We start from the raw sequence: 26535 nt of genomic DNA, 5'->3' as shown, positions 1-26535 counted from the left end.
CCACGATTGCCGATCCCGTTCGCCGGCCGTTCCGGTTTGTCGGCAGGTGGACATGGACATGATGGATTTGCATGCGTTCCACTACGGGTGCCAGGTCGCCGCTGTGAGGGGGAACCGGATGAGTGCCACCGAAGTCGTGATCACCGGATGGGGCGCCACCACCCCGCTCGGCGGGGACGTGGAGACCCTCTGGACCAACATGCTCGCCGGCCGGTCCGGGGTGCGCCGGATCGACGAACGGCTCAAGGACTACCCCCACTGGGAGCAGCTGCCGACCCTGATCGGCGCCCCGATGGCCGTCGAACCCGACAGCGTGCTCCCCCGCGTACAGGCCCGCCGCCTCGACCGCTGCGAACAGGCCGCCCTGGTCGCGGCCCGGCAGGCCTGGGAGCACGCGGGCCGCCCGGAGGTCGAGGGCGAACGGCTCGCGGCCGTGATCGGCTCCGGCATCGGCGGTGTCTCCACCATCCTCGGGCAGGACGACCTGATCGAGGAGAAAGGTCCGTCCAAGGTGTCCCCGCTGGTCGTGCCGATGATGATGCCGAACGGGCCGGCCGGCTGGGTGAGCATCGAGTTCGGGGCGAAAGCCGGGGCGTACGCCACGGTGTCGGCCTGCGCGTCCGGCGCCGAGGCCCTGGCGATGGCCGCGCGCCTGATCCGCGCGGGCGAGGCCGACGTGGTGATCGCCGGTGGGGCCGAGGCGTGCATCGCGCCGCTCACCATTGCCGGGTTCGCCCAGGCCCGTACGCTCTCGAAGCGCAACGACGACCCGGAACGCGCCTCCCGCCCGTTCGACACCGGTCGTGACGGTTTCGTCCTCGGCGAGGGCGCCGGCGTCGTGATCGTGGAACGCGCCGGCTTCGCCGCGGCCCGGGGCGCCCGGATTCTCGGCCGGCTCGCCGGGTACGGCGTGACCGCCGACGCTCACCACATCACCGGCCCGGACCCGACCGGCGCCGGGCAGATCCGGGCGATCCGGACCGCGCTGCGGACGGCCGGCCTGTCCCCGTCCGACGTCGACCACGTCAACTGCCACGCCACGTCGACGGTGGTCGGCGACGTCGGCGAGGCCGTCGCGATCCGGGCCGCGCTCGGGGACGACGTGGTGCTCACCGCCCCGAAGTCCAGCTTCGGGCACCTGGTCGGGGCGGCCGGGGCGGTCGAGGGGATCGTCACGATGCTGTCGATCAGCAACGGGGTCATCCCGCACACGCTGAACCTGGACGACAAGGCGCCGGAGGTCGAGCTCGACGTGGTCGCGGGGGAACCCCGGCGCGGGGAGATCCGCGCCGCGATCTGCAACTCGTTCGGTTTCGGCGGCCAGAACGTCTCTCTCCTGTTCACCCCCGCCTGACCACACCTCGAACCACCGCTGCGGCCCGCCCTGGCCGGCCGGGCTCAGCGGGTGGTCGGCGGGGGTGGAGGCATTGCCGGGCGCCGGCCGAGGGCTGTGACGGAAGCTGCAACCGCAGGTGTCAGCAGAGGTGGACGACAGGCCGTAGAGTCTGCTTCGCGCGCCGCTTCAACCTACAATTTCTGTAGGTATTGTGGTTTGCTGGCCACAGCGTCGACCTGCGGGAGAGTAAGATGTCGAGCCTCGTCGAATTGGTAGCGTCCACCAACCAGGACGCCGCGGGCGCCCGCACGGTGGCGATCATCGGCGGTGGTGCCACGGGCGCGCTGCTCGCACGGGCGTTGATCCTCCGTACGGACCGGGAAGTGGTCTTGATCTCCCCGGAGGCCTCCCCGGGGCGTGGCGTGGCCTACGGCGCGGCCCAGCCGTGGCACGTCCTGAACGCGCGGGCCGGCTCGATGAGCATCTGCCCCGACGACCCGATGCACCTGGTCCGCTGGGCGCGGGCGCACGGTCACGCGATCGAGGGCACCGACTTCCTGCCGCGCGCGCTGTACGGGGAGTACCTGGCCGACCAGTTCGCCACGATCCTCGCCACGTCCGGCGGCCGGCTGCGGCACCACGTCGCGACGGCGACCGCGCTGCACCAGGACCACGACGGGTACGCGGTGCTCACCGACAACGGCCCGGTCCGCGCCGGGCAGGTGATCCTCGCCGTCGGCAACCCGCAGCAGCAGCGCCTGCCGGGGATCAGCGACGCCGCCTACGCCGGCCCGCACCTGGTCACCGACCCGTGGTCGGCCTACCCGCAGCCGGACGCCGACGAGCCGGTCCTGCTGCTCGGCACCGGCCTGACCGCGGTCGACGTCGCACTGACCCTGACCGAGGCCGGTCACCGCGGCCCGATCGAGGCCCTGTCCCGCCGCGGCCTGCTGCCCCTCGCGCACCCGGAGCTGCCGCCGTCGTCGGCGCACCCCGACCTGATCCTGGACGGCGGGCTCAGCCTGCGCGAACTCCTCCGCCGGGTCCGCCTCTCGATCGTCGCCGGCGCCGACTGGGTCGCCGTGATCGACACCCTGCGTCACCAGGCGGACCGGTTGTGGGACGACTTCGACGACGGCAACCGGCAGCGATTCCTGCGGCACGTGGTCCGGTTCTGGGACGTGCACCGGCACCGGATGGCCCCGCCGATCGCTGCCCGCATCGCCGAGCTGCGCGACCGGGGCACACTGCGGTTCGCCGCCGGGCGCCTGCGGTCGATCGAACCGGACCCGCGCGGCGGCCTGGTCGTAACGGTCGAGGGTCAGGAGCCGCGGCGGTTCGGCGCGGTGATCAGCTGTACCGGGCCGGGCGCGCTGCCCGGCTCCGCGAACCCGTTCCTGGCGTCGCTGTTCCGCGACGGAGTGGTGCGGCCCGGGCCGTACGGGCTGGGCGTCGACACCGACCGGGACGGCCGGATCCAGGACGGGTTGTGGCTGGCCGGCCCGTTGCGGCGCGGCCACTCGTGGGAGACGACCGCCGTCCCGGAGATCCGCGCACAGGTGGACCGCCTGGTCAGCGCCCTCAACCGGCAGACCGTCCCGCGGTAGCGCGCGGTCTGTTCCCGGCACTCGACCAGGGCTGCGACACGCCCTACCGGTAGGAGTGGTCACCGCCGAGACGGGAGCTCAGGTACCAGGACTGCAGGTCACCGGTGAGCAGCCCGGCCATCGTCGTCGTGAAGCCGGCCGGGAACCGCTGCCAGAGCGGCCCCTCCTCCTTGAACACCACCGGCCACGCCGGTGGCGCCGCACCCGGCGACACCAGCCAGCCCAGGATGTCGCCGTTCTCGGTCGAGCCCCAGGAGATCACGCGGTCGCCGGGCGCGAACCAGTCCGGCCGGTCGTCCTCGTCGATCGCGAGGCACTCCCGCACCCAGGCATGGTGTTCCAGCAGCCGGCCGGGCTCGCAGACGCTGACGTGGTCGTCGATCGAGGCGGCGCCGAACGTGCCGACGAACTCCTTGTAGTCGGCGGGCAGCTCGGCCCTCAACGCCTGCTCCAGCGACGGCCAGTCCACCTCGACCGGCTCCGGCTCGGCACCGAGGATCGCGGCCAGGCCGGCGGCGCCGGGCTGCGGGAGCGGGACGGACGGCACCGTGCGCTCACCGGTCACCACCAGGTAGCGGTCCTGATGACGGACCAGGAAGTCGCCGCCGGCGCCGGTGACGAGGACGTGCCCGGCCGAGCACTCGGTGACGACCAGGTCGACCTCGCGCAGCTCACGGTCGCCGTCGTTGCGGACCCGGTCGAAGCGCTCACCCGGCCGGGGCCGGTGCCGCGGATGGTATTCCGGCTCGCCGGTCAGATGCCAGCCGTCCGGGGTGGCGCGGGCGGCGGCGACGCTGAATCCGAGACGTTCGATGGGCACGGCTCACCGTAGCCACCGGCGGCGCGGGTCACCCCGCGGGGCCGGAACGAAGACCGCCGAGAGTGGTGGCGAGGACCAGGCGCAGCTCGCCGATGTGGAGCAGTTTCGCGCTGGCCAGGTAGGCCAGGGCGCCGATCCCGGCCGCGGCGCCGATGGTGAGCAGGGGCATCGACGTACCCACGAGGAAGGTCATGCCGAAGGCGCAGACGGCGCCGGCGACGGCCGCGAGCGTGACCCGGACGTGGGTCCGCATCAGGCGCCGGCCGTCGATCCAGCCGAGCCGGCGCCGGAGCACGACGACGGTCGCCGCCAGCCCGGCCGTGTACGCGATCGCGTAGGCGACCGGCACCCCGACCACGATCGACGCCGCGGGCAGCACGAACCCGGACACCGTGCACCCGGCGATCCCGGTCACCGCGACCCCGGCCGTGATCAGCGCCGGCGTCCGCGTGTCCTGCATGGCGTAGAAGCCGCGCTGCAGAATCGAATACGCACTGAACGGCACGAGTGCCAGGCCGAACGCGGCCAGCACCGTCCCGAGCGTCCGCACCGTCGACGGCGCGCTGCTCCCGTGATCGAACAGCACCGTGGCGATCGGCCGCCCGAGCAGCACCATCGCCACCGCGATCGGTGCCATGACGGCCACCGCGACCCGGACCGCGAGGGACAGGTCGCGGACGATCCGGTCGTGGTCCCGCCGCGCGGCGCTGCGACTGAGCCGGGGCAGCATCGTGGTCATCACCGACAGAGCGATCACCGCGAAGGGCACCTGGAAGACCGCCAGAGCATTCTGGTACGCCGTGACGCCGCCCGGCCCGCTCAACGACGCCACCCGCGTCGCCGCGACCAGGAACGCCTGCGCGCCGAGCACCGAGAGCAGCACCCAGCCGGCCAGCGCACCGATCCGCCGGACGGCGATGCCGCGCGGATCCAGGTGCAGCCGCACGGGGAAACCGGACCGGGACAGCGCCCACACCACCAGCGCCATCTGCGCGAACACGCCCACGCTGGTCCCGATCGCCAGCAGCGTGAAGCTGCGCGACACCACGTAGAGCAGGCCGACCGTGATCACCACCAGGCTGTTGCCGAGCGGCGCCCACGCGGCCACCGCGAACCGCCCGCGGATGTTCAGCACGGCGCCCGCGGTCGCGCTCACCCCGTAGAACAGGATCTGCGGCAGGAAGTACCGGCTGAAGACCACCGCCATCTCGTGCTGCTCGGCGGTGAAGCCGGGCGCCACGAGATCGACCAGCCACGGCGCGAGCAGCAGGGCCAGCACGGTGACGGCGCTCAACCCGTACACCATCAGGGTCAACAGCCGCTGGGTGTAGAGCACGCCGTGATCGGGATCGGTCAGCGCAGCCCGGGTCAGCAGCGGCACGATCACGCTCGCCATCGCCCCGCCGATCAGCAGCTCGTAGACGGCGTTCGGCAGTGTGTTCGCCACGTTGTAGGCGTCCAGCAGGCGGGTGCCGAGCCCGAGCGCCGCGGTCAGCACCAGCACACGCACGAACCCGGCCGCGCGCGACGCCAGCGTCGCGAACGCCATCCGTGAAGTCCTCGCCATCCACGCCCCCGCTCGTCGTTTCGACAGGCCCATCCTGCCTCAGCGGTACGACAACGACGCGTACGCTCGCGGCCGTGACCATCGAGGCCGCGCGCAGCGCACTCATCGTGATCGACCTGATGCCACGCCTCGCCCGTCCAGCGGCAGATGCGGGGCGTCTCGCTCTCATCCGATCCTGACCGTCCGGGCCCAGGGCGGCGGGAACGCGAAGTCCTCCTCGTCCTCGATCTCCCGGCGGAACAGGCCCACCACGGTCCGGCACGGCGGCCGGGCCGACGGCCACGGCGTCCAGCCGTCGGTCAGCGCCACGATCACGTCCGGCCGGGTCCGCTCCGCCTGGCGGAACCCGGTCCGCAGGTCGGTGCCCCCGCCGCCGATCAGCGTGATCCCCTCGGCCCGGCAGAGCGGATGGGCCACCCGGGCCGCCGCGTCGCAGGAGACCACGCTGACCCGGGACCGGCCGCCGACCGCACGCCCGACAGCGCTCACCTCCAGCAGCGCGGTGCCCAGCTCCTCGTCGCTGACCGACGCCGACGTGTCGATCACGACGCAGACCCGGGGTGGGTTGCGGCGCAACGACGGCAGGACCACGCCCGGCAGCGCCGCCGCCCTCCGGGCCGGTCGCCCGTACGAGTAGTCGCCGCCCGACCCGGACGCCCCCGCGGCCGCCCGCACCGCCGAGCCGAGCAGTTCCCGCCACGGCTGCGGCGGGTGGAACGCCTCCTCCGCCCAGCGCTGCCAGCCCTTCGGCGCCCGCCCCGGACGCCCGTTGATCGCCTCCGCCACCCGGAACCGGACCGCGTCGCGCTCCTGATCGGTCAGCCCGTGCGCGTCGCCCGGCCCGAGATCCCACTCCCGTTCGCCGCCGTCCGCGCCGCTGCCGCAGTCCAGCCACGCGTACCCGTCGGTGAACGGGCCCAGCCGGAACAGTCCCAGGTAGTCCTCCATCAGCTGCCCGGGATCCATCCGCAGCTGGAACGGGTGGACCGCGCCCGACGGGAACGGCAGGCCGTCGCCGTACACGTCGTCGTTGATCTCGCAGTCGGCGGCGATGTTCATCCGCAACCGCTCCCCCGGGCCGCGAAGATCGTGCTTGCGCGCGTAGCGGTCCCCGCGCCCGTGATGGTCGCGCAGCAGATGGGAGACCTCGTGCACCCAGACGGCAGCCAGGTCCTGCATCGCGGTCCGGGCCACGAAATCCGGGGAGACGTAACAGCGCCAGTGCCGGTCGACGGCCATCGTCGGCGTCCGCGGCGACTCGACGACATGCAGGGCGAACAGGGCCGACGCGAGGTAGGGACGGGCGCGGACGGCGAAGAGACGGGCCGCGTACAACTTCTCGAAGTCCAAGGTCATGCCGCCAGCTTCGCCACGCTCACCGCTCCGGCCAGCCGCTCGATCCCGGCCGGCATCGGCCAGTCGTCGCGCCGCAACTCGGCCAGCTCCTGCGCCGGCACCACCAGCAGATCCGGCGCGCCGCCGGCCAAGGCCCGGACCAGCAGGGTCCAGGCCGCCTCCCAACGCTCACGGCCCGCTTCCCTCCGGACCGCTTCGACAATTGCCTCCAGTACGGCTTGACGAAGGTCCCCGCGCTGCGGGAACACCGCCCGGGACGGGTCGGCGAGCAGGTCCTCCGGATCGGGCAGGTCCATCCGGTCGAGCACGGCCAGCAACTCCAGCCCCGGTCCGTCGCCGACCACGCCACGGACCAGCATGGACAGCACCTCACGGGACGTACCGGCCGCGGTGGCGAACGCGATCAGGCGCACCGCCATCTCCCACGTCCTGGGGGACGGCCACGGTCCGCCGCGCTTCGTCTCCGACTGCGGCAACTGGTGCACCAGCCTCGGGCGGCCGTCGAGCAACCGGGTCACGCCCCGACGGGCGTACGCCACCGCGTCCGTCAGCCGCCCCGCGTCCAGCGACGGCAACGCGGCCCGCGGCCACGTCCCGCCCAGCCCCCGCACCACCACCGCATGCTCGAACGTCCACTGCAGGTGCACGAACCGGTTCGCCAGCGGCGCACTCAACTCCCAGCCGTCCGCCGCCGACCCGCGCGGGTTCGCCGCCGCGACGATCCGCACCCCCGGCGGCAGGGTGAGCGCGCCGACCCGCCGCTCCAGCACCAGCCGCAGCAACGCGGCCTGCACGGCCGGCGGCGCGGTCGACAACTCGTCGAGAAAGAGCAGGCCACGGCCGGTCCGCGCGAGCCGCACAGCCCAGTCCGGCGGGGCCATCGGCACACCGTGCACGGCCGGATCAACGCCGATGACCGGCAGCCCCGAGAAGTCGGTCGGCTCGTGCACGCTCGCGATCACCGTGGTCAGCGGCAGGTCCAGGCTGTCGGCGAGCTGCGTCAGGGCGGCGGTCTTCCCGATCCCCGGCTCACCCCAGAGCAGCACCGGCAGATCCGCGGCGACGGCCAGGGTCAGCGCCTCCAACTGGGTGTCGGGGTGCGGCTCGGTGGTGGTGTCGGCGAGCAGGCCGATCAGGTCGGCGGCAACATCAAGAGTCATGAATTCACCTTTGTGCGGCGTCGGGGAAGCTTGGTCGGGCCCGGGCCGGCCAGCCCGGAGCGGTACAGCTCGTACGTGTGATGCCGCTGCTCGACACGGGCCAGCTCGTCCCGCAGCGGCCCGTCGCGCAACACCGCGCGCGGGCCGAGCAGCGCCTCCACGGCTTGCAGCGCGCCCGGTAGATCGCCGTGGTCGAGCCGCGCACGGATGTCGTCGAGTGACTCCGGGCGGCGAACGGCATCGTCGATGACCCGCAGGCACGGCAACGGAATGCCGCCGAACGCCAGCAGAACCGCCTCGCGGCGCAGCTCCTCGGGGCCGTGATCCAGCGGGGAGAGGACCCCGTCGACCAGGCCGATCCGGTGCCGTTGCCCCCGGCAGTCGACGAACCGCGGGCCGGCCGGATCCCGATCCGCCCGCGTCCGGGCGTGCCCCGGCACGAGGGCGTCGGCGACCAGCGGGTGCAGCTGACCGGGAGTGATCAGGCCGGCCCGGAGCAGCTCCAGGTCCGGGAGCACCCAGGTGGCCGCGTCGGGCAGCAGCAGCGAACCCCGCGGCAGGCCGCGACCATTCCCCCGTCTGCCGGCTCCGCCCGCGCGGCCACCTGTCCGCCCGCCGCGACCACCCGGGTCACGGCCGTCTCCCGGCCCACCGTCACCAGGGCCGCCATACGCCGGACCGCCGTGGCTGCTTCCGCCACGGCATTCCGGAACGTCATCAGCAGATGGAATCGCGAAGTAGTCACGCGCATTCACCCGCACAAAAACGGTGTCGCCGGACCTGCCCTCCGCCTCACGAACGATCTCCGCCTCCGCCCGCCACCGGTGGACAGCCGCGGTCCCGTCCCCCGGCCAGGCCTCAGCACCCGAACGTTCCCGCAGCTCAGCCGCGTGCCGAACGTCCCACAGGTGGCGATGCAGGTCGAAGCGGAACCGTCGATGCGGCCGCGGATGCGGATGCACCCCCGTCACATCGCCGTCCCACAGCGCCAGCGTGATCCGCTGATCCGCGTCCGCCCAGCCGGGAGCCGTGCGCGCAACCAGATACAGGCCCGGCCCGTAGACCGCCAGCGACACCGTCAAGCCCGGTCGCAACAGCCCGTTCTCGACCCGGGGCAGATGCCATCGCAGCAGCTCAGGGGCAAGGTGAAGGAGATCCGCTCGAAGCGCTGCGGCAAGCTCGGCGCCGTGCCTGCGGAAAATGCTCCGCAGATCCGGATCCACGGTCGTCGGGCACGAACCGAAGCTGGGATCCAGCCGAGCGGCCGCGCACGCGCCGGCCCAGTCCCCGGCGAGCCGCCGGGCGGTAGCAGTGTCGATCATCGAGGGCGGCACGGCGAACTCGCGCACGCGCTGCCAGGCAAGAAGACGGGGGTCGCCGTCCACAACGGAGCGCATCAGCACTCACTTCTTGTGGACATGGCCCCCTCTCCGGAAGATGAGGTAAGCATCGCGGGGAGCTTAGCGGATCCGAGCGGGACCGGCATCCCCGATTTTCTGGGCTACGGTGCGGTGGTGCATCAAGAAGGGCCCACCCCCACCCCCCTTTCCGCACGACCGCCTGTTCGCCGGCCGCCTGACCCCGTGCCCGTCCCCAGCCACGACGATCAGGACGCCTCCGGCTCCGGCGACCAGGGCGACTCCTCAGCGACAGCCCACCATCCGCAGCGGTTCACCGGCGGGGACGGGCGCCGGATCCCTGCTGGTGACCGTCTTCGGACGGTGATCGGTCTGGCCCCCGACCTTACGCCGGTTCTCCTGGACTTGAAGGAGGCTGCGGACAAAGGAATCGGCCCTCATGGATTGATCACAGGCCCCTCCACACCCCTTTTGATCCGAAATATCATCCTGAACCTGGCCTCCTCCCATTCCCCCGACGAGGCCTCGTTCGTCCTGCTCACCGCCCCTCCCCCCGCTTCCCCGACCGCCTTCCCCCAGCACCTCCCCGATTTCACCGACCTGGGCCGCCTACCGCACACAGAGCTGGTCCTCACTCCTGACCGGCCCGATCTGGTCCCCCGCCTGATCGAGGTCCTCGAGGGCGAACTGACCCGCCGCAAACGCCTCCTCGCCGCCGCGAAGTGTTCGAGCCACAGCGAGTACCTCCGCCACCCCGCGTCCCGCCCCCCGATGCCGGCGCTGATCCTGGTCTGCCACGAGGTCCTGTCCCTGCTCGACCGCCACCCGCAGCTCCTGGATCTGCTGCGCCGCATCGGCTGGCTGGGCCGCGCCCGCGGCATCCACCTGATCCTCACCGCGTCCCAGCTCACCGATCCGGACATTCAGGGCCTGGCCGGCTACCTCGCTTATCGCATCGTCGCTCCGTCGCCGGAGGCGCCGGGTCGGCTGAGCGCCGGCCCGCACGAGCCTCCGCGCCGGTTCACCTTGTCGGACGAGCCGCCGTTCCCGTCCGCCGCCGAGCCCCCGCCTGCGCACCGGATCTGGCTGCCGCCTCTCGACGGCTCCCCTGCTCTCGACGACCTCGCCGGCCCGGTAGTGATCGATCAGCTCCCCCGTTTCGCCGACAGGTCTCTGCACGGCACGTTGCAGATCCCGATCGCCGCGCTCGACAAGCCTCGCGAGCACCGCCGTGACACCATCTGGCTTCCGGTCGCCGGTCATGTCGCGGTCGCCGGCGGTCCGGGCAGCGGCAAATCCACGTTCTTGCGTACGGCCATGGCCGCGCTCGCCCTGTCGCATTCCCCGGCCCAGCTCCGCATCGTCGCCCCGGAGTCCGTCCCCGCCGACTACCTGCGGATTCCTTTGGTCCACGGCGTCGTCGGCCGGTCGCATCCGGGCGTCGAGGCGATGCGCGACCTGCATGCCCGTCTGGACGCCCCGAGCGGCGACACGGTGGTGCTGATCGACGACTGGGCGGACTTCTGGGCGACTCGCCCGGAGTGGCACGATCTGCTCGTCGACATCGCTCGCCGCGGCGAGTCCCGGGGTGTGCACCTGATCGCGGCAGCCACCCGCTGGTCCGATTTTGATCCGCGCCTGGCCGACCGTTTCGGGTCCCGCCTGGAGTTGCGGGTGGAGGTCTCCGCGATCGATCCGGCGGCGGCCGTGACCGTTCCCGCGCATCAGCCGGGCCGTGGGATCGTCGATTCCCCGTCGGGTCCGCTGCATTTCCTGACCGCCCGCCCGGAGTTGTCGTCGACGCCGCACGACGAGCTGATCCGTTCGCTGGGCACGGACCACTGCGCGGAGTGCGGTTTCACGTATACGTCGGTGCCGCCGGCCGAATTGCCCGCGCGGCTGCGTGCCGCCGGTTCGCTGTACGCGGCCGCCCTGCTCGCTGCCACGGATCTGCGCCGGCGCCCGGAGCCGGACGTGTGGTCGCCGCTGGAGTACACCTGCCACGTCCGTGACATGCTCCGGGTCCAGCGCGACCGGCTCGATCCGGCGTTGCGCACCGACAGTCCGGCATTCACGCCGATGGGCCGTGACGAGCGTGCGCTGCGCGACGACTGCAACGGCCAGGATCCGTACGTCGTCCTGACTGATCTTGATTTGGCCGCCGAGTCCTTGGCGGCGGCGTTCGCGGCGCTGAGTCCGGCGGAGTTGGCCCGCCCGTGCGTCGACAACCGGCCGGGGACCACCACCCGCGACCTGCTGTGGGTCGGCCGCCACACGGTCCACGAGATCGTCCATCATCTGCAGGACATAGCCCGCCGGCACTGAGTTCACCGCTGCTGAACCCGCCGGCATGTGAGCCCGCCGGCGCTGAGGCGGCCCGGCTTCGAGGAGACCCGTCGTGCGGATCGTGTTCGTCGCCGCTCCGCTGCAGGGGCACCTGTTACCGCTGGTCCCGCCGGCCGCGGCCGGCCGGGACGCGGGTGCACGACGGCACCGACCCGGAAGGCGCGCTGACCCCGGTCTTCGCCGACCCGGACGTAGTTCGGGTGCACAGCCGGAACGTCGCCTACGGCTGCTTCATGTTCGCCGTCACGCGTCGCGCCGGATGACGATGAGGTATCGATCGCGTGACTAGCTATCGTACGACAAGGTGACGCCTGACTATGCTTGTCGCGTGCCACGACATCTCATGGGATCGGGCGAGATCGCCAAACGGCTGGGGCTCAGCCGGCAGCGTGTCCAGCAACTCGCCGAGCGTGACGACTGGCCGGAGCCGTATGACGAGCTGGCCATGGGCCGGGTCTGGCTGATCGAGGACATCGAGTTGTGGATCTATCAGCAGCGGGTGACCCGGCCGGAGGAGTCGCCGCCCTGATCAGCGACGGCCGGGCGGCGGTTGGTTAACTGTCGCCATGGGGCTGTTCACGCGGGAAGAAGCACAGGCCGAGCTGGAGCGGCTCCGGCCCGTGCTGGAGGAGATCATCGCCCGGCGGGCCGACATGGTCGAGTTGTCCGCGGCGCTGGTCCCGGGCGGTGAGCCGACCGGGCTGGGCGGCCTGCCCGAGCGCAAAGCGGCCGAAGCCCGGCTCAACGAGCTGATGACGGTCGTGCAGGAGTCCGGCGCGGAGCTGAAGGGCGTCGCGCCGCTCCTGCTCGACTTCTCCTCCGATCTGGACGGCGTGCCGGTGCTGTTGTGCTGGCTGGAAGGCGAGGCCGAGCTGGGCTGGTATCACCGGCCGGACCTGGGAATCGCCGGCCGGCGCCGGCTGCCCTGACCCGTTCCCCGCCGAGACAGGGACTGACTGCGCGCAGCCGCTCAGGAGGCCACGGCGAGGGCCGCGGCGCCGAGGACCATATCGCGGCCGGCCGACTTCGCGGCGTGGAGCGCGGTGTCCGCCCGCTCCAGCAGCCGCCCGGCCGGCTCCGAGCCGTTCCACACGGCACGGCATACCCGATGCGGCACGTCTCCGCCCGGGCGTCGCCGCGCGCAACCGGTCCAGGATCACGGCGGCCTCGGCGTCGCCGCAGTCGGGCAGCGCGACGACGAACTCCTCCCCGCCCCACCGGGCGATCAGGTCACCGTCGCGGCGCTGGGCCCGGAACGCCGCCGCGGTCGCGGCCAGCAGGTCGTCGCCGGCCAGGTGACGTGCGTGTCGTTGTAGCGTTCGAACCGGTCCAGGTCGGCGATCGCCACGGTCAGCGGGTGCCCCTCGACCTTCGAGCCGAGCATGATCTCGGCGAAGCGCGACTGACGGGCGCGCCGGTTCGACAGGCCGGTCAGCGTGTCGGTGTAAGCCATCTGCTCCGGCCGGGACAGCAGCCGCTCGTGTTGCACGGCGAGCGCGGTCTCGTCGGGCGGGCAGCGCGACCGCCCGGACGAGCAGCGCGACCGCCCGGACGAGCAGCGCGACCGCCCGGACGAGCAGCGCGACCGCCCGGACGAGCAGCGCGACCGCCCGGGCGAGCAGCGCGACCGCCCGGGCGGGCAGGTCGCTGACCGAGGCGACGCGCTGTTTCCAGCCGACCGCGAGCAGCGCGACGACCCGCGCCGGCTCCCGGAGGTCCTTCCGGCCTTCTGAAGCACCCCTGAGAGCCGGCCGGCAAGCCGGCACCGAACCGGCGCCCGGTGAGCCGAGCCGCCCGGTCGAGCGCCGAGCCGCCGGACCCGCCGGGTCAGGGGCCGATCAGCGCCGCCACGGCCCCAGCAGTGACCGGAAACGCGGTGATCAGGGGCGAAGGACCCGCTCCCGGTACGTCGCCGACGGCCACCCACTCCCCCGTGCACCCCAGCAGCCCGGCCACCGCATCGGTGCCCGCCGGATGCGCGGCCAGCAGTCCGGTGACCGGCCCCGGGGCGGGGGCCGGCCCACCGGTCGTCACGGCCGGGCTGCGACGGGAATGCCATGGCGGCGTCCACCCGTCGATCGCGGCGAGGGTCCCCGGGAACGTGCGCCCGGCCTCCTTGGTCAGCACCGGCACGAGGTCGGCGCCCTGCCGTTGCAGTGTGGTGATCAGCGTCGGCAGCCACGGGAGCAGCACCGCGTCGGGCAGCTGCCCGAACGCCTTGGAGAGTGTCTCCACCACGAACGGCGCCATCCGCGGGACCGGTTCGAGCGCCTGGACGAAGCCGCTGACGTACTGCGGGACCGCCGGGATCACGAGCGGGTTGCCGAGCAGGTCGTCGACGAGGGCGCGGAGTTCGGCCAGGGGCAGGTCGCCGAGCTGGTGACGGGCGGCCCAGAGCAGGGCTAGCTTGGCCGGGCTCTCCGGGTGTGACTGCCGGACCGCGATCTCCAGCTGGGTGCGGTCGCAGCCGAGAGACAGTGCCAGGCTCTCCAGGCTGAACAGGAAGCCGAGCATGGCGCCGACCTGCCGTACGCCGGTCTCGTCCTCGACGAACGCGGTGGGCAGCAGGGTGCAGTAGTGCGCGTAGCCCGCGGTCACGAACCGCTCGCACCAGGCCGGCAGCACGGGTGCGGTGGCCCGGTAGTGCCCGAGCAGCCGCCGGATCCGCTGGAGCACGTCGGGTGCGTCGTCGACGGTGCGTTCGGCGGCGAGCAGTTCCACCGAGCGGGCGCCGAGTTCGTCGGTGAGCCGCGGGCTCTGCAGGAACAGCATCGAATGTTCGACGGCTTTGAGCGCGGTGGCGGCGGTGGCCTCGGGGTGCCACGCGTCGCGGCGCAGCCGTTGTTCGAGGACCTGTTCGACGGTGACGCCCTCGTAGCCGAGTTCGATGACGGTCCGCTGGTGGCGGCCGAGGTCGAGGTCCCAGCTCTCCTGGATGTGTTTCTCGCCGAGCTTGCGGCTGCCCATGATCGGCCGGACGGCCTGGTCGGGCAGCAGGTAGCGCAGCATCCAGAGCAGTTGGGAGCAGGGTGCCAGTTCGGGGTGGGCGGCCAGGTCGAGCAGCGCCCGCTGGATGCTGCGCTGTTCCAGGTTGAGGCCGAGCGGGGCGAGCCGGTCGTAGACGTCGCGGGCCAGAGGCGGCAGGGCGTCGTAGCCGACCTGGCCGATCCGGTCGCCGCCGAGCAGGATCTCGCAGAGGCGTCGCACGTCACGCCGGCCGGGGACGATGTCCTTCTCGATGCAGGTGATCGCGGCGTCCTGGAAGTCGTACGGCGTCGGCCGCGCCCGCCCCCGCATCCCGGCGAGCAGCACCGACGTCTCGAAAATGGCGATCGCGTCGGCGGTGCTGGCCAGGTATCCGTTGCGGCGGGCGAGCCGGACGATGTCGACGCACCAGCCGCGCAGTTCTTCCTCGTCGAGCCCGTCGAGCACGGGTGGCCCGGCAAGGTACCCGGTGAGGTGGTCGGTGACCGGCCCGTCCGTGGCGACCGGCAGCGGCAGCGCTTTCCTGCCCTTCTTGCCGCCTTTCTGTCCTTCCAGCCGGAACGGGGTGAGCCGCAGTCTCGTCAGCTGTTTCTGCCACGTGGTGGCGGCGATCGACACCGAGCCCGGTGCGAGACCGAACTGTGCCTCGATCGCCGAGTGGCTGGACGGGATCAGCCCGTAGAGCCAGGTGGTGCCGGTGCGCGGGGTGATCGCGAAGCCCGGCGTGCCGGGCGCCGAGCCGACCTCGGGCAGGCGGCTGGCGGCGTGGAAGGCGCCGCAGATGTAGAGGCCGTCGGCGGGGTCGGTGCCGGTGGCGGCGAGGTGTTCGCGGATCCGGGTCCACATGTAGCGTTCCCGGTCCTCGTCGGTGGCGAACCGCCGGGTGTCGTGCGGCGCGAGCCGCCGGAAGAGGCTCCCGATCATGGTCATGACCTGCCGGTACGTTTCGTGGTCGGCCCCGGCCAGGGGCTGCTCGACGTACTGGTCCCACCACTCGGACCAGTGCCGCACCCGCCCGTGGTGCAGCAGGTGTTCCTCCAGCTCGGCGAAGCGTGGCCGCAGGTCGCCGATCTCGACGCCGACCGCGTCGCCGTGCAGATCCTCCTCCGCCTCGGTCTTCCCCCCCGGGCCCTCCGGCTGCCACTGGAAGACGTGGTCGGTGGAACGGTCGACCAGGACGAGTTCGACGCCGGGTGTGTCCAGCGCGTACGCGATCGCCTGGTACTCCGCGGACGACTCGGTGACCGGCGCGATCACCGAGAGCGGCGCCGACTCCTTCGGGAAGCCGTCGAGCTGGGAGGCGAAGGCCTGCAGCGCGACCGGCAGCCGGCAGTTGCGCAGCTCGGTCAGCAGCGGCCGCAGGTCCTCGCAGAGTTCCAGGTAGACGACCTTGGGCTGTTTCTCGCGCAGCCGCCGCAGCATGGCCAGCGCCGAGGCCGGTGAGTGGTGGCAGACCGGGAAGATCTCCAGCGGCTCGCGCAGCGCGTGGTCGACGTCGTCGACGAGCCCGGCCAGGATTTCCGGCAGCACCGCCGGCCCACCGCCGAGCGCCTCGGCCGCGCTCAGAAGCTGTTCCCGCAGTGACTCGAACGTCATGACAACGTGGCGATCGCCTGGCGGCCGCCCTCCAGGAAGCCGGTCCACTCGCCGGACTGCTCCTTGCTGCGCGGCTCGATGATCCCGTGCCAGTACTTGTTGAGGATGGCCAGGTCCTCCGGGCTGCGCCGGGCGAGCGAGCCGACCAGCGAGGAGGCGAGGGTCTCGGCGGTGAGCGCGCGGGCGCCGAAGAAGTTGCTGTGCAGGATCGCGTCCTCGAGGACGCCGATCTGCTCGGCGGTGGACAGCGCCGACTCCAGGCGCTCGTCGTCGCTGGTCGCCGACGCCGACGCGGCGCGCAGGTCGGCGAAGCTCTGCAGCAGCACGTCGAGCAGGGTGGGCGGAACCTCCAGCTCGATGTTGTGCCGGCGCAGCAGTTCCTCGGTGCGGAAGCGGACGATCTCGGCCTCGCTCTTCTTGTTCGTCACGACCGGGATGCGGACGAAGTTGAAGCGCCGCTTGAGGGCCGAGGACAGGTCGTTGACGCCGCGGTCGCGGCTGTTGGCGGTGGCGATGATGCTGAAACCGGGCTTGGCGAAGACGATGTTGTCGTCGTCGAGCTCCGGGATCGACACGTATTTCTCCGACAGGATGGAGATCAGCGCGTCCTGCACGTCGCCGGTCGAGCGGGTCAGCTCCTCGAAACGGCCGATCACGCCGCCCTCCATCGCCGTCATGATCGGTGACGGGATCATCGAGGCCCGGGACTGGCCCTTGGCGATGACCATCGAGACGTTCCACGAGTACTTGATGTGGTCCTCGGTGGTGCCTGCGGTGCCCTGCACGACCAGGGTGGAGTTGCGGCTGATGGCGGCGGCGAGCAGCTCGGCGAGCCAGCTCTTGCCGGTGCCGGGGTCACCGATCAGCAGCAGGCCGCGGTCGGAGGCGAGGGTGACGATGGAGCGCTCGACGAAGCTGCGGTCGCCGTACCACTTCTGCTCGATCCGGCGGTCGAGGCCGTCGGCGCGCTCGGAGCCGAGGATGAACAGGCGCACCATTTTCGGGCTCAGGCGCCAGGAGAACGGCTTGGGGCCGTCGTCGACCGACTCCAGCCAGTCCAGCTCCTCGGCGTACTTGACCTCGGCCGGGGCGCGCAGCATGTCAGACATCGAAGGTCTCTCCTCAAAAGCAATCAGCTGGTGACGAAGTTCTTGAGCTCGGTGACGAGCTTGCGGATGTGACCGGAGATCACGGGGGTGCCCAGGTCCTTGAACCGCTGGCGGAACCACGGGTTGACGCTTTCCGTGCCGGAGCTGTTGACCGAGCCGACCGGGATGAACTTGACCCCGGAGCGGTGCACGGCCTCGATCCCGTCGAAGAGCGGCTGGGAGCGGTCGAACTCGTAGAAGTCCGAGATCCACACCAGGACGGTGTTCCGCGGGTCGGTGATCTTGGGACGGGCCAGGGCCATCGCGATCGGGCCGTCGTTGCCACCGCCCAGGTTGGTGCGCAGCAGCACCTCGAACGGGTCGTGCACCCACGGCGTCAGATCAAGAGCCCGGGTGTCGTACGCGATCAGGTGCACATCCACCTTGGGCAGGCCCGCGAAGATCGAGGCGAGGATGGTGCAGTTGACCATCGAGTCGACCATCGACCCGGACTGGTCGACGACCACGATCAGCCGGGCCGGCTGGACGCGTTTGGCGGTCTGCTTGTAGTAGAGCCGGTCGACGTAGAGCCGCTCGTCCTCCGGGCTCCAGTTCGGCAGGTTCTTCCAGACGGTGCGGTCCAGGTCGAGGTTGCGGTAGACGCGCTTGGGCGGGACGGTCCGGTCGATCGTGCCGGCGCTGGCCTGCGCGACCTGGGTGCGCAACACCTGCGCCACCTCGTCGACGAACCGCCGGATCAGCGCCTTGGCGTTGGCCAGGGCCAGCCCGTCCAGGTTGTCCTTGTCGCGCAGCAGTTGCTCGATCAGCGACATGCTCGGGGTGAGCTGTCTGGCCAGCCGCGGGTCGGCGAGCACCTCGCGCAGCCGCATCCGGCTGACCAGGTCGCCCTCGATGCCGGCCAGCACCTTGCCCAGGCCGTCCTCGTCGCCGGTCGCCCGGCCGCGCAACTGGCCGGGCTCGCAGCCCATGGCCCGTTCGAGCCAGCCGGCGTCGGCCTGCCAGCCCTGCAACTGGCCGGCGGTGACGCTGCCGGAGCCGGTGGCGAACACGTTGAGCAGCACTTTCGACACCAGTGCGGCGCGGCGGACCTCGCCGTCACGGTCGACGCCGGGGTCGCTCATCAGGCCGTCGAACTCGGCCGCGAGCTGCGGGAACCGCTGCACGAGGTTGTCCACCGAGACGGCCGGGTCGAGCAGCGCGGCGGGCAGCCCGAGGTCGTCGACGATCGCCATGCTGCCGGACTCGAGGGCGGCCTGCTCCTCCGGGTCGAAGAGCCGGGCCAGCAGCCGCCAGTAGAGGATCTGCCGCTGGGTCGCGGATGCCTGGTCGCTCATTTGCGCAGCAACCTTCCCGCGCGCTCGCGCAGCACGTCGACGGCGGTGCCGGCGGCCGCTTCCGCCTTCGCGGCCTTCGCCTCGGTGGGGCCGAGCGCCCAGTCCCCGCCGTGGACGGTGACCGGTTTCTTCTTCACCAGGGTTTGCACGGCCAGGGGTTGCAGCAGCCACCGCCCGTCCCACCGCAGCAGCCCGAGGCAGGCGGTCGACGCCCCGGCCAGGGCGGGGGTGAGCGGCCCGGCGGCCGGCAGCCGGTCGAGGTCGAGCGCGAGGGTCACGCCGCCGCCCAGGTCGAACGCGCCGTCGGCGTGCCCGTAGCCCTCCAGCAGCACCGGCTCGGCGAGCGTGGCCGGGTGCCGGTCGAGCGGCGCGACCGGCAGCGCGCCGGCCGCCCCGAGCCGGACCCGGGCGGCCGCGAACGGGTCGGCCGGCTCACCGGCCGCGGCCTTCGTCTCGTCCCAGATCAGGTCGCCGCCCGGGGTGAGGCCCATGCCGGTGACCTCGACCGTGCGGTGCTCGGCGAGGGCGCCGCGGAAGATCGGGAAGGCGCGGAGCATCCGCCACGCGGAGGGACCGCTGATCGTGTCGACCTTGGCCGCGGCGACGCTGGTGCGCACCAGCCGGACCGGGCCGCCGGCGGTCTCCAGCAGGGCGTGCGCCTGCGCGCGGAAGACCGTGGGGTGCTCGTGCAGGTCGGCGCCGAGGATCACCAGCCGCCCGTCGACCGGGGTGGTCCCGACGGCCGGGTAACCGTCCTGCGAGAGCAGCATCGCCCGCGTCCACAGGTCGGCCCAGCGGCGCACCGGGAGGTGCGGCAGCGTGGCGACCGGGGCGGCCGAGCGCAGCTCGGCGGCGAACCCGTCGAGCAGCACGGCGAGGCGCCGGGTGCCGGGGTCGGCGAGCAGTGCCTGCACGGGCTGGGCGGCGCCGTCGGCGAGTTCGTGGCCGACCCCGCGCCAGCCGGCGATGGCCAGCTCCCGCAGCCACGACCGGCTGCCGGCCAGCAGATGACCGGAATCGGTCACAGTGGCGGCGGGCGCGGTGTCGCGGGACCGGCCCAGCGCGGTGTCGAGGGCGGACTGCAGGGCGTCGTGCGCGGCGCCGAGCAGCGCGGCCCGCGCCCCGGCGAGGGCGGCCAGGTGCTCGTCGGTGACCGTACCCGCGATGATCTTGCCGACGGCGTCGGCGACCCGCTCGGCCAGGGGCGAGCCGGCGAACGCGGCGGCCAGCGACTCGCACGCCGCGGCGCGCTCCTCGTCGAGGCGGGCCAGGCCGTGGACCAGGGCGTCGTCGACCGCGTCGACCAGGGCGAGGGCCTCGGCGAGACCGGCCGGCTCGGCTCTCAGGGCATCGGCGAGCATCAGCGCACCGCCGCCGGGGCCGGGAACCACTGCAGCTCGGGCAGCGGATCGGTGCTGGGCGCGACCTCCAGGTAGGAGAGGTGGCGCAGGAAGCCGGCGAACACCTCGGCGGCCCGGTTCGGCGCGGTGGTGGGGTGCAGGCCGGCCCAGAGATCGTCGCCGGTCTCCCCGAGGTCGGCCTTCAGGTAGCGAGCGACGCGCTCCGCCCCGTACTGCGCGACGGCGGCGTCGGCGAGCGCGCGCAGGTGGCCGCAGGCGCGGGTGCCGCCGGCCAGGCCACCGCACGGGCGGTTGTTGTTGGTGTTGCAGCTCAACCCGTGGTCACCGGCCGTGATCGACGAGACGTAGACGCGCTCGGCGTCGGAGCCGCTGGAGACCACCCCCTGCAGGCGCCCGCCGGCCAGCTCCACGAACGGCACCTTGGCCAGTTTCCGTGGCTGCACGGGCGCGATCACGGGTGCCGCGCTCCGCCGCTCGTAGGCGATGCCATCCGTTGTCACAACAGTCCCTCCCTCGTGGCGTCGAGTGGAGGTAGTTGTATCGGAGACCTACGACAAAAACGTCGGTGGAACCGGCGGCGATCGTGTCGCCGGTCGAGTAGAAGCAGCTCAGAGGCCAGAAATTCGGATTCCCGCGGCGGCCAGCATCCGTGGGTCGGCCCGGCGGCCGGCCGCTGCCACGACACGGTCGGGGCGGATCAGGAGGGCCTCGGGCGTACCCGGGGAATGCAGTGCGAAGCCGGCGCCGAGCACCGGATCGAGCGCGGCCGGGCACAACCGGCCCCCGCCGCGGCCGACCAGCGGACCGCGGCGCAGCACCGGCCGGACGATCGTGGTGGCGCGCCGTTCGACGCCGGGCAGCCTGCTCACGGTCCGTAGCAGACGCCGTGGCACCGGTCCGCCGGTCATCAGCCGGCCGACCAGTACCGCCGTGCGGATCATGCTTCTCGCGTACGGCTTCCGTTCGCTCTCGTACGTCGTCAGGAGCCGCTCCTCGGCGTCCCCGGTCAGCACCATCGCCAGTTTCCACGTCAGGTTCGCGGCGTCGCGGATCCCGGCGCACATGCCCTGCCCGATGAACGGTGGCGTCAGGTGCGCGGCGTCGCCGAGCAGGAACACCCGCCGGTCACGCCACCGCCCGGCGACCGCGCCGCGGAACGTGTAGGCGGCTTCCCGCACGATCTCCGGTGCGGCGCCGCGCAGCCACGGCCGCATCCGCTCGCGGGCGTCAACCGGCTGGCGGAGCAGGAACTCCCAGCGGTAACGCCCCGGCGTGACCCTCATGAACGTGGCCGCGGTGACCGGGTCGCACACCTGCTGCACGCCGTCGTAGACGTCGAGCGGCTCCGCCGACACCGCGTCCACGACCAGCCATTCCTGGGTGAAGCCGAGGTCCTCCCAGCCGGTGCCGATCGCGGCGCGGACCAGACTGTTCGCCCCGTCGCAGCCGAGGACCGCGGCGGCGGTCAGCACACCGTCGCCCGCAGCTGATCGGTAACGGACAAGCGCGGGGCCGGACGGGGGCTGCTCGACGGCGTACACCTGTATCCCGGATCGAAGCCGGGCGCGCGGCAGCTCGCGCAACGCGGCGCGGAGCACGCGTTCCAGATCGGGCTGGTGGAACATGTTGGCCTGCGGGAACCCGTGCGGGCCGACAGGGTCGCGGGTGAACGTGGCGAGCGGCCGCAGCGCCGGGTCGACCAGCTGCATGCCGGGAGCGGGCCGGGAGATCTCCCGCAGGCCGGCGGCGAGCCCGAGCCCGGCGAGGATCCGGAACACCTCGTCGTCGAAGTGGACGGCGCGGGGCAATGGATACGGCTCGGCGAAGCGTTCCAGCACGACGCACTCGACGCCGCGGCGAGCCAGCATGATCGCGGCGGTCAGCCCGGTCGGGCCGGCCCCGACGATCACCACCGGCACGTGTTCCGGTGGCGGTCCCTCGCGATGCACGGGTCCGAACCTACGACAGGGCGAGCAGAACGGCGACCGACGCACCGGCCAGGAGCAGCCCGGCCAGCCCGAACCCGACGATCAGGCGGCGGCCCAGCCCGAGGTCGTCGGCGCGGGCGGCGAGCACTTCGGCGTGCGTGTGTGTCGTGAACCACACCGGCGCCAGCCCTTCGCCGCCGGCCCGGCCCAGCGTGAACACCTCGACCCCGCGCGACAGCCGGGCCTCGGTAAGCTCCAGGACCTCGTTCTTCTTCAGCCCGTCGACGATGTCCGGCGGGACGACCGCGGGCAGCGGCACCGGCGCCGACCGGCGGTAGACGACCGTGGTGGTCTCGACCGCCGCCGGGTCGGCGCGCAGCCGCCCGTCGAGCCGGTCCAGGTCGACCGGCACCCGGCCGGTGGCGTCGGCGATCGCCGGCCACGCCGGTGCGCTGATGTCGAGCAGCAGATCGTGGCTGTCGTCGGAGCTGCGGCGGCTCGGCTCGCGGGTCAGCCGGACGTGGTACCAGACGCAGTCCTCGCCGCTGACCGGGCCGACCTGCGGGCCGGCCGTGCCGTACTCGGTGCGGGCCTGCGCGGCGACCCGGCCACGGCCCCACGAGCCGATCGGCGACGGCGTGACCCGGCGCAGCGTACGGGCCTCGCGGATGGTGCCGAGGTGCAGGAGGAGGAAGACGGCGGCACCGCCCAGGAGCAGCGCGCCGAGACAGAAGCCGATCGTTGCGATCGTCACCACATGGTCAACGTAGAGCGACGGGGCAACCGGGCAATCCATCGATCGCACCCGTTTCGCAACCGCACGGACGGATCCTTCCGGCGTGTCCTTCGACCATGTGCTCCTCGACCCGGCCGCCGCGCATCCCGAGCTGGCCGCGCTGCGGGCCGGCCGGATCGGCCCGGCGACCCGGCCGCCGGCACCGCCTCGGCCTCGGCCGGCCACCGGCGAACCCCTGAGGATCACATTCCCGATCGGGTACGCCGTGAGCACCACCGCCCAGCCACCGGTAGCGTGGGCGCCGATCAGCCGGGAGGGGGCACGCCGTGGTGGGCAAGGATCTCTACGTGATCGTGTGTGCGGCCGGCCCCGCCGGTGACGTCGGCCGGCTCGTCGCCCTGGCGCAGGACGAGGGCTGGACGGTCCAGATCGTCGCCACCCCGTCGGCGCTCGACTTCGTCGACGTGCCCGCTCTGGAGGCGCAGACCGGCCGCCCGGTGCGCAGCCGTTACCGCAAGCCGTCCGAGCCGAAGCCCTCCCGGGCGGATGCCATCGTCGCCGCCCCGGCCAGCTTCAACACGGTGAACAAGTTCGCGCAGGGCATCGCCGACACGTACGCTCTCGGGCTGCTCGCCGAAGCACCGGGGCTGGGAATCCCGGTGGTCGTCCTGCCCTTCGTCAACGGTGCCCTCGCCGGGCGAGCACCGTTCCGGCGCAGTGTCGACCAGTTGCGCTCGGAGGGTGTTCAGGTGCTGCCCGGCGACGGGGAGTTCTATCCGCAGCCCGCCGACTTTCCCTGGCATCTGGCCCTACGACACCTGTGAGCTGTTCGCGACCAGCCAGTCGTGGAGGGCGGTGACGGCCGGCTCGGCCAGGCCGTGGCCGACCGGGTCGCGCCGGGCGGTCAGTTCCGCCGACGAGGATTCGTGCAGGTAGGACCACGTGCGGGCCTGCAGCTCGGGCGGGATGACGGTGTCGTGCGTGCCGTGCGCGAGGAAGACCGGCACGCCCGCCAACCGGCCGGGAGTGGTCGGCACACCCGCGTCGAACGGCAGGGTCCCGTAAAGGATCGCCGCACCCGCCCACCGCGCCGGGTCGTCGAGGAGCAGGCCACCGGCGAAGGCCGCCCCGCCGCTGAAGCCGATCAGGGTCACCGGCTGGTCCGAGGAGTCGAGCCACGCCCGGAACCAGTCCATGGTGGCGCGCAGCGAGCCGGGTAACGGCCGGCCGATGCCGCGGTTGGCGAACCACGCGTAGCCGCCGCCCTCGGCGATCGGGGCGCGGACCGCGACGTACCGGAAATGATCGGGAAGGTGGTGAGCGAGCGCGAGGATCGACTGTTCGTCGGCGCCGCGCCCGTGCAGGAGCACGACCAGGGGCGCCGCCGGGTCGGTCGAGCCCGCGCTCGCTGTCACCGCCGGTGGGAAGGCCATGCCGTCACGGTAGCAAATGGTTGAAGTATCAACTTCCTGGTGGCGTCGGGACGCGATCTAGCTCGACCCCGAAGTGGGTCTTGTAGGCGTCCAGCACGTCCTGGTCCGACGCCAGTTCGGTGGTGACGCCGTCCCGGATCAGGGAACGGCCGCTCAGCGTGATCCGGGACCGGCCGTCGAGGCGCGAGCAGACCGGCTTGGCCCGGAAGTGCGACTCCGGCCAGGTCTGCTGCCACCAGCAGGTCGGCTCGAAGTCGGCCAGGGTCCGGGTGCGGCGCTCGATCCGGTACTGCGGCTCGCCGTCCCGATGGACGTCCAGGTCACCGCCGTCGCCGAAGATCACCTCGAACCGGCCGCCCGGGTCCACCTGCTCGCCCGGCGCGAGCCGCAGCGGATACGACGAGTGCCGCCCGAAGCCCACGTCCACCAGCCAGCGCCCGTCCACGATCAGCGACAGGTGGTCGAAGAGCGGCCCGAACCCGGCCTCCCCGCGGTGCACCCGTGAGGCGACCCGCTCGACCGGATACCCCAGCTCCTCGAGGAGCAGCGCGAACAGCCCGTTCAGCTCGTAACAGAACCCGCCGCGGCGACGCCGCACGATCTTGTCGAACAGCGCGCCCGGGTCGAGGGAGATCCGCTCGCCGAGGTGGATGCTGAGGTTCTCGAAGGGCACGGCGGTCTGGTGCGCCCGGCTCAGCTCACGGAGTGCAGCGTCGTCGGCGGTCACCGGGCGGGCCGCTCCGATCCGGTCCAGGTATGCGTTCACGTCCACCTGTACAGCTTCGGACATGAAGGCGACTCGAAGTCAACCGACAGAGATCCTGCTCGATTGTTGACAATGATGTCAATCACTGCCAGGGTCGGGACGACGACGGGAGATGACGCATGGCCGCTGATCATCCGACCCCCACCGACCACGCCCGTGCGCTCGTGACCGGCGCTTACGACACCCATGTGCACGTCGCGCCGGACGTGATGCAACGCCGGATCGACGACGTCACCCTCGCCCGGCGGTTCGCCGAGGTGGGGCTGGCCGGGTTCGTACTCAAATCGCATTATGTCCCGACCGCCGAGCGGGCCGAGGTGGTGCGCGGCGTCGTGCCCGAGGTCGAGGCACTCGGCGCACTGACCCTGAACGGCTCGGTCGGCGGCCTCAACCCGGTCGCCGTGGAGATCGCCGGGCGGCAGGGTGCGCGCGTGGTCTGGCTGCCGACCGTGGACTGCGCGAACGAGCGGGCCGGCGTCTCCTCGCTGCCGCCCGGCGCCACGCTGCCGATGTGGGCGGCACTGCAGGAGGAACTCGCCGCGCAGGGCATCGTCGCGCCGGCCATCGAGGTGGTCGACGGGGCCGGCCAGATCGTCCCGGCGCTGCACGAGGTCTTCGCGGTGATCGCCCGGCACGACATGGTCCTGGCCACCGGGCACCTGAGCGCGCCGGAGATCGTCGCCGCGGTCGACGCCGCCGCGGACGCCGGGGTGCGGCGGATCATCGTCACCCACCCCGAGTTCACCTCGCAGCAGCTCGACCCGGACACCCAGCGGCACCTGGCGTCGCGGGGCGCCCTGCTGGAACGGTGCTTCACCACGGCGTACACGAAGAAGGTCTCCTGGGAACTGCTCTTCCGGCACATTCGCGAGGCGGGGCCGGAGAACTCGATTCTCAGCAGTGATCTCGGACAGCCGTTCAATCCACCGGTGGAGGACGGATTGGCGTTGCTGGCCGACCGGCTGCTCGACGCCGGATTCACCGACGACGAGGTACGGACGATGGCCGTCACCAACACCCGCCGCGTTCTCGGGCGCTGAGGTCCGACGGCCCGGTCGCCCATCCAGCTGCGCGGCACGGCCCGGCCCTCCCGGTCACCGTGGGGACATGGCGAACCACCCGCATCCCCGGCGAGTTCTCGCTGGTTTACGTCGCGTGGAACAGCGGTCGGTCCGGCGTAAGCCGTAACCGGTCGGCCACTCTGAGATTTCTCTCAGAATCCATCCATAATCTCGGATGTCTGATTAGCCCCGATCAGGCAGAGGAGCGTCAATTGTCATCCCCGCGCGTCACCCGTATCGTCTGGCCGCTGTTCCGGATCGTCATCGGCCTGCTGTTCACCTGCCACGGGCTGTCCAGCCTGTTCGGCTTCTTCGGCGGAAAGGGCGGCACCGGCGAATCCGTCCCGGTCGGCACCTGGCCCGGCTGGTACGCGGCCCTGATCCAACTCGTCTGCGGCCTCCTCGTCCTGGTCGGCCTCTTCACCCGCCCGGCTGCGATCCTGGCCTCCGGCTCGATGGCCTACGCCTACTTCGTCGTCCACCAGCCGCACGGCCTCATGCCGATCCAGAACGGCGGCGTCACCCCGGCCCTCTACTCGTGGACGTTCCTGCTCATCGCCGTGCTCGGCCCCGGCGCCTGGTCCCTCGACGAGCTGATCACCACCCGCCGCAGTTCCCCGCCCGCAGTCCGGGAGCCCGAACACGTCTGACCCAGGATCACATTCAAGATCCTGAT

25 protein-coding genes and 1 pseudogene are annotated in these 26535 nt (G+C 72.2%); 9 read left to right on the top strand and 17 right to left on the bottom strand.

Annotation, left to right across the window (positions count from 1 at the left end):
* The first annotated feature begins 118 nt into the window (after positions 1–118).
* On the top strand, positions 119–1354 hold the full coding sequence (locus ACH442_RS06280) for a beta-ketoacyl-[acyl-carrier-protein] synthase family protein (protein ID WP_396336862.1): 1236 nt from the start codon (positions 119–121) through the stop codon (positions 1352–1354).
* A gap of 233 nt (positions 1355–1587) precedes the next feature.
* A complete protein-coding gene (locus tag ACH442_RS06275) occupies positions 1588–2943 on the top strand; it encodes an FAD/NAD(P)-binding protein (RefSeq protein ID WP_396336861.1) in 1356 nt (451 codons plus the stop codon).
* Between the two features lie 43 nt (positions 2944–2986).
* On the opposite strand, the gene ACH442_RS06270 is transcribed toward ACH442_RS06275, so the two are convergent.
* From ACH442_RS06270 to ACH442_RS06250, 5 genes are all read right to left on the bottom strand, one after another.
* Positions 2987–3763, bottom strand: coding sequence for a hypothetical protein (locus ACH442_RS06270; RefSeq protein ID WP_396336860.1), 777 nt, complete (start codon positions 3761–3763; stop codon positions 2987–2989).
* A gap of 28 nt (positions 3764–3791) precedes the next feature.
* Positions 3792–5312: a murein biosynthesis integral membrane protein MurJ gene (murJ, locus tag ACH442_RS06265; RefSeq protein WP_396336859.1), complete on the bottom strand. Its 1521-nt coding sequence runs from the start codon at positions 5310–5312 to the stop codon at positions 3792–3794.
* Positions 5313–5495: 183 nt separating this feature from the next.
* Entirely contained in the window at positions 5496–6686 is a 1191-nt protein-coding gene (locus ACH442_RS06260; RefSeq protein WP_396336857.1) for a VWA-like domain-containing protein, read from the bottom strand.
* Positions 6683–7846, bottom strand: coding sequence for an AAA family ATPase (locus ACH442_RS06255; RefSeq protein WP_396336856.1), 1164 nt, complete (start codon positions 7844–7846; stop codon positions 6683–6685). Before ACH442_RS06255 ends, ACH442_RS06260 begins: the two co-directional genes overlap by 4 nt.
* Complete coding sequence (locus ACH442_RS06250; RefSeq protein ID WP_396336855.1) at positions 7843–9243, bottom strand: hypothetical protein; 1401 nt, start codon at positions 9241–9243, stop codon at positions 7843–7845. Before ACH442_RS06250 ends, ACH442_RS06255 begins: the two co-directional genes overlap by 4 nt.
* 432 nt (positions 9244–9675) lie before the next feature.
* On the opposite strand from ACH442_RS06250, the gene ACH442_RS06245 reads away from it, so the two are divergent.
* From ACH442_RS06245 to ACH442_RS06230, 4 genes are all read left to right on the top strand, one after another.
* Positions 9676–11529: an FtsK/SpoIIIE domain-containing protein gene (locus tag ACH442_RS06245; RefSeq protein ID WP_396336854.1), complete on the top strand. Its 1854-nt coding sequence runs from the start codon at positions 9676–9678 to the stop codon at positions 11527–11529.
* A gap of 155 nt (positions 11530–11684) precedes the next feature.
* On the top strand, positions 11685–11813 hold the full coding sequence (locus ACH442_RS06240; RefSeq protein ID WP_396336853.1) for a DUF1203 domain-containing protein: 129 nt from the start codon (positions 11685–11687) through the stop codon (positions 11811–11813).
* A gap of 65 nt (positions 11814–11878) precedes the next feature.
* The gene (locus ACH442_RS06235) at positions 11879–12079 is read left to right on the top strand and encodes a DNA-binding protein (protein WP_396336852.1); all 201 of its coding nucleotides are present in this window, start codon (positions 11879–11881) and stop codon (positions 12077–12079) included.
* 37 nt (positions 12080–12116) lie between these two features.
* On the top strand, positions 12117–12479 hold the full coding sequence (locus tag ACH442_RS06230; protein ID WP_396336851.1) for a DUF2203 domain-containing protein: 363 nt from the start codon (positions 12117–12119) through the stop codon (positions 12477–12479).
* 41 nt (positions 12480–12520) lie between these two features.
* On the opposite strand, the gene ACH442_RS06225 is transcribed toward ACH442_RS06230, so the two are convergent.
* The 10 genes and pseudogenes from ACH442_RS06225 to ACH442_RS06180 all read right to left on the bottom strand — a co-directional run bounded on the left by ACH442_RS06225 (position 12521) and on the right by ACH442_RS06180 (position 22620).
* Positions 12521–12667: a hypothetical protein gene (locus ACH442_RS06225; RefSeq protein WP_396336850.1), complete on the bottom strand. Its 147-nt coding sequence runs from the start codon at positions 12665–12667 to the stop codon at positions 12521–12523.
* Positions 12668–12743: 76 nt separating this feature from the next.
* Positions 12744–12788: pseudogene (locus ACH442_RS06220) on the bottom strand (hypothetical protein); the annotation flags it as partial.
* On the bottom strand, positions 12776–13003 hold the full coding sequence (locus tag ACH442_RS06215) for a GGDEF domain-containing protein (RefSeq protein WP_396337080.1): 228 nt from the start codon (positions 13001–13003) through the stop codon (positions 12776–12778). The gene ACH442_RS06215 and the pseudogene ACH442_RS06220, both read right to left, overlap by 13 nt.
* Before the next feature lie 374 nt (positions 13004–13377).
* On the bottom strand, positions 13378–16131 hold the full coding sequence (locus tag ACH442_RS06210; protein ID WP_396336849.1) for a DUF5682 family protein: 2754 nt from the start codon (positions 16129–16131) through the stop codon (positions 13378–13380).
* Complete coding sequence (locus ACH442_RS06205; protein WP_396336848.1) at positions 16128–17240, bottom strand: AAA family ATPase; 1113 nt, start codon at positions 17238–17240, stop codon at positions 16128–16130. Before ACH442_RS06205 ends, ACH442_RS06210 begins: the two co-directional genes overlap by 4 nt.
* A 23-nt stretch (positions 17241–17263) precedes the next feature.
* Entirely contained in the window at positions 17264–18574 is a 1311-nt protein-coding gene (locus ACH442_RS06200) for a VWA domain-containing protein (protein ID WP_396336847.1), read from the bottom strand.
* The gene (locus tag ACH442_RS06195) at positions 18571–19935 is read right to left on the bottom strand and encodes a hypothetical protein (protein WP_396336846.1); all 1365 of its coding nucleotides are present in this window, start codon (positions 19933–19935) and stop codon (positions 18571–18573) included. The genes ACH442_RS06200 and ACH442_RS06195 overlap by 4 nt, the downstream gene beginning before the upstream one ends.
* Entirely contained in the window at positions 19935–20435 is a 501-nt protein-coding gene (locus ACH442_RS06190) for a hypothetical protein (protein WP_396336845.1), read from the bottom strand. Before ACH442_RS06190 ends, ACH442_RS06195 begins: the two co-directional genes overlap by 1 nt.
* A gap of 108 nt (positions 20436–20543) precedes the next feature.
* Positions 20544–21884 (bottom strand): bifunctional 3-(3-hydroxy-phenyl)propionate/3-hydroxycinnamic acid hydroxylase, encoded by a 1341-nt coding sequence (locus tag ACH442_RS06185; protein ID WP_396336844.1) that lies wholly within the window; start codon positions 21882–21884, stop codon positions 20544–20546.
* Between the two features lie 10 nt (positions 21885–21894).
* The gene (locus tag ACH442_RS06180) at positions 21895–22620 is read right to left on the bottom strand and encodes a hypothetical protein (RefSeq protein WP_396336843.1); all 726 of its coding nucleotides are present in this window, start codon (positions 22618–22620) and stop codon (positions 21895–21897) included.
* A 305-nt stretch (positions 22621–22925) separates the two neighbouring features.
* Between ACH442_RS06180 and ACH442_RS06175 the strand changes: the two genes are divergently transcribed.
* The gene (locus ACH442_RS06175; RefSeq protein WP_396336842.1) at positions 22926–23423 is read left to right on the top strand and encodes a flavoprotein; all 498 of its coding nucleotides are present in this window, start codon (positions 22926–22928) and stop codon (positions 23421–23423) included.
* On the opposite strand, the gene ACH442_RS06170 is transcribed toward ACH442_RS06175, so the two are convergent.
* Both ACH442_RS06170 and ACH442_RS06165 read right to left on the bottom strand, forming a co-directional pair.
* The gene (locus ACH442_RS06170) at positions 23409–24032 is read right to left on the bottom strand and encodes an alpha/beta hydrolase (protein ID WP_396336841.1); all 624 of its coding nucleotides are present in this window, start codon (positions 24030–24032) and stop codon (positions 23409–23411) included. The two genes, ACH442_RS06175 and ACH442_RS06170, sit on opposite strands and share 15 nt — an antisense overlap.
* 28 nt (positions 24033–24060) lie before the next feature.
* Entirely contained in the window at positions 24061–24822 is a 762-nt protein-coding gene (locus ACH442_RS06165) for an arylamine N-acetyltransferase (RefSeq protein WP_396336840.1), read from the bottom strand.
* 95 nt (positions 24823–24917) lie between these two features.
* Here ACH442_RS06165 and ACH442_RS06160 point away from each other — a divergent pair, with 95 nt between their 5' ends.
* Together ACH442_RS06160 and ACH442_RS06155 are read left to right on the top strand one after the other, a co-directional pair.
* Complete coding sequence (locus ACH442_RS06160) at positions 24918–25838, top strand: DUF6282 family protein (protein ID WP_396336839.1); 921 nt, start codon at positions 24918–24920, stop codon at positions 25836–25838.
* 233 nt (positions 25839–26071) lie between these two features.
* Positions 26072–26509, top strand: a complete 438-nt coding sequence (locus tag ACH442_RS06155) for a DoxX family protein (RefSeq protein WP_396336837.1) — start codon at positions 26072–26074, stop codon at positions 26507–26509.
* The last annotated feature ends 26 nt before the right edge of the window (positions 26510–26535 follow it).

The sequence above is a fragment of the Actinoplanes sp. NPDC020271 genome (assembly GCF_044388125.1).
Taxonomy (GTDB): domain Bacteria; phylum Actinomycetota; class Actinomycetes; order Mycobacteriales; family Micromonosporaceae; genus Actinoplanes.
Note: the sequence above shows the minus strand (reverse complement) of the source record. Positions and strands in the feature narration are given on the sequence as shown.

Bases quoted from the DNA above. Each gene is read 5' to 3' on its own strand.
- ACH442_RS06255 (WP_396336856.1), bottom strand. From the start codon at position 7,846: ATGACTCTTGATGTTGCCGCCGACCTGATCGGCCTGCTCGCCGACACC.
- ACH442_RS06260 (WP_396336857.1), bottom strand. From the start codon at position 6,686: ATGACCTTGGACTTCGAGAAGTTGTACGCGGCCCGTCTCTTCGCCGTC.
- ACH442_RS06170 (WP_396336841.1), bottom strand. From the start codon at position 24,032: ATGGCCTTCCCACCGGCGGTGACAGCGAGCGCGGGCTCGACCGACCCG.
- ACH442_RS06165 (WP_396336840.1), bottom strand. From the start codon at position 24,822: ATGTCCGAAGCTGTACAGGTGGACGTGAACGCATACCTGGACCGGATC.
- ACH442_RS06280 (WP_396336862.1), top strand. From the start codon at position 119: ATGAGTGCCACCGAAGTCGTGATCACCGGATGGGGCGCCACCACCCCG.
- ACH442_RS06210 (WP_396336849.1), bottom strand. From the start codon at position 16,131: ATGACGTTCGAGTCACTGCGGGAACAGCTTCTGAGCGCGGCCGAGGCG.
- ACH442_RS06250 (WP_396336855.1), bottom strand. From the start codon at position 9,243: ATGCGCTCCGTTGTGGACGGCGACCCCCGTCTTCTTGCCTGGCAGCGC.
- murJ (WP_396336859.1), bottom strand. From the start codon at position 5,312: ATGGCGTTCGCGACGCTGGCGTCGCGCGCGGCCGGGTTCGTGCGTGTG.
- ACH442_RS06195 (WP_396336846.1), bottom strand. From the start codon at position 19,935: ATGCTCGCCGATGCCCTGAGAGCCGAGCCGGCCGGTCTCGCCGAGGCC.
- ACH442_RS06205 (WP_396336848.1), bottom strand. From the start codon at position 17,240: ATGTCTGACATGCTGCGCGCCCCGGCCGAGGTCAAGTACGCCGAGGAG.
- ACH442_RS06275 (WP_396336861.1), top strand. From the start codon at position 1,588: ATGTCGAGCCTCGTCGAATTGGTAGCGTCCACCAACCAGGACGCCGCG.
- ACH442_RS06215 (WP_396337080.1), bottom strand. From the start codon at position 13,003: ATGGCTTACACCGACACGCTGACCGGCCTGTCGAACCGGCGCGCCCGT.
- ACH442_RS06160 (WP_396336839.1), top strand. From the start codon at position 24,918: ATGGCCGCTGATCATCCGACCCCCACCGACCACGCCCGTGCGCTCGTG.
- ACH442_RS06200 (WP_396336847.1), bottom strand. From the start codon at position 18,574: ATGAGCGACCAGGCATCCGCGACCCAGCGGCAGATCCTCTACTGGCGG.
- ACH442_RS06230 (WP_396336851.1), top strand. From the start codon at position 12,117: ATGGGGCTGTTCACGCGGGAAGAAGCACAGGCCGAGCTGGAGCGGCTC.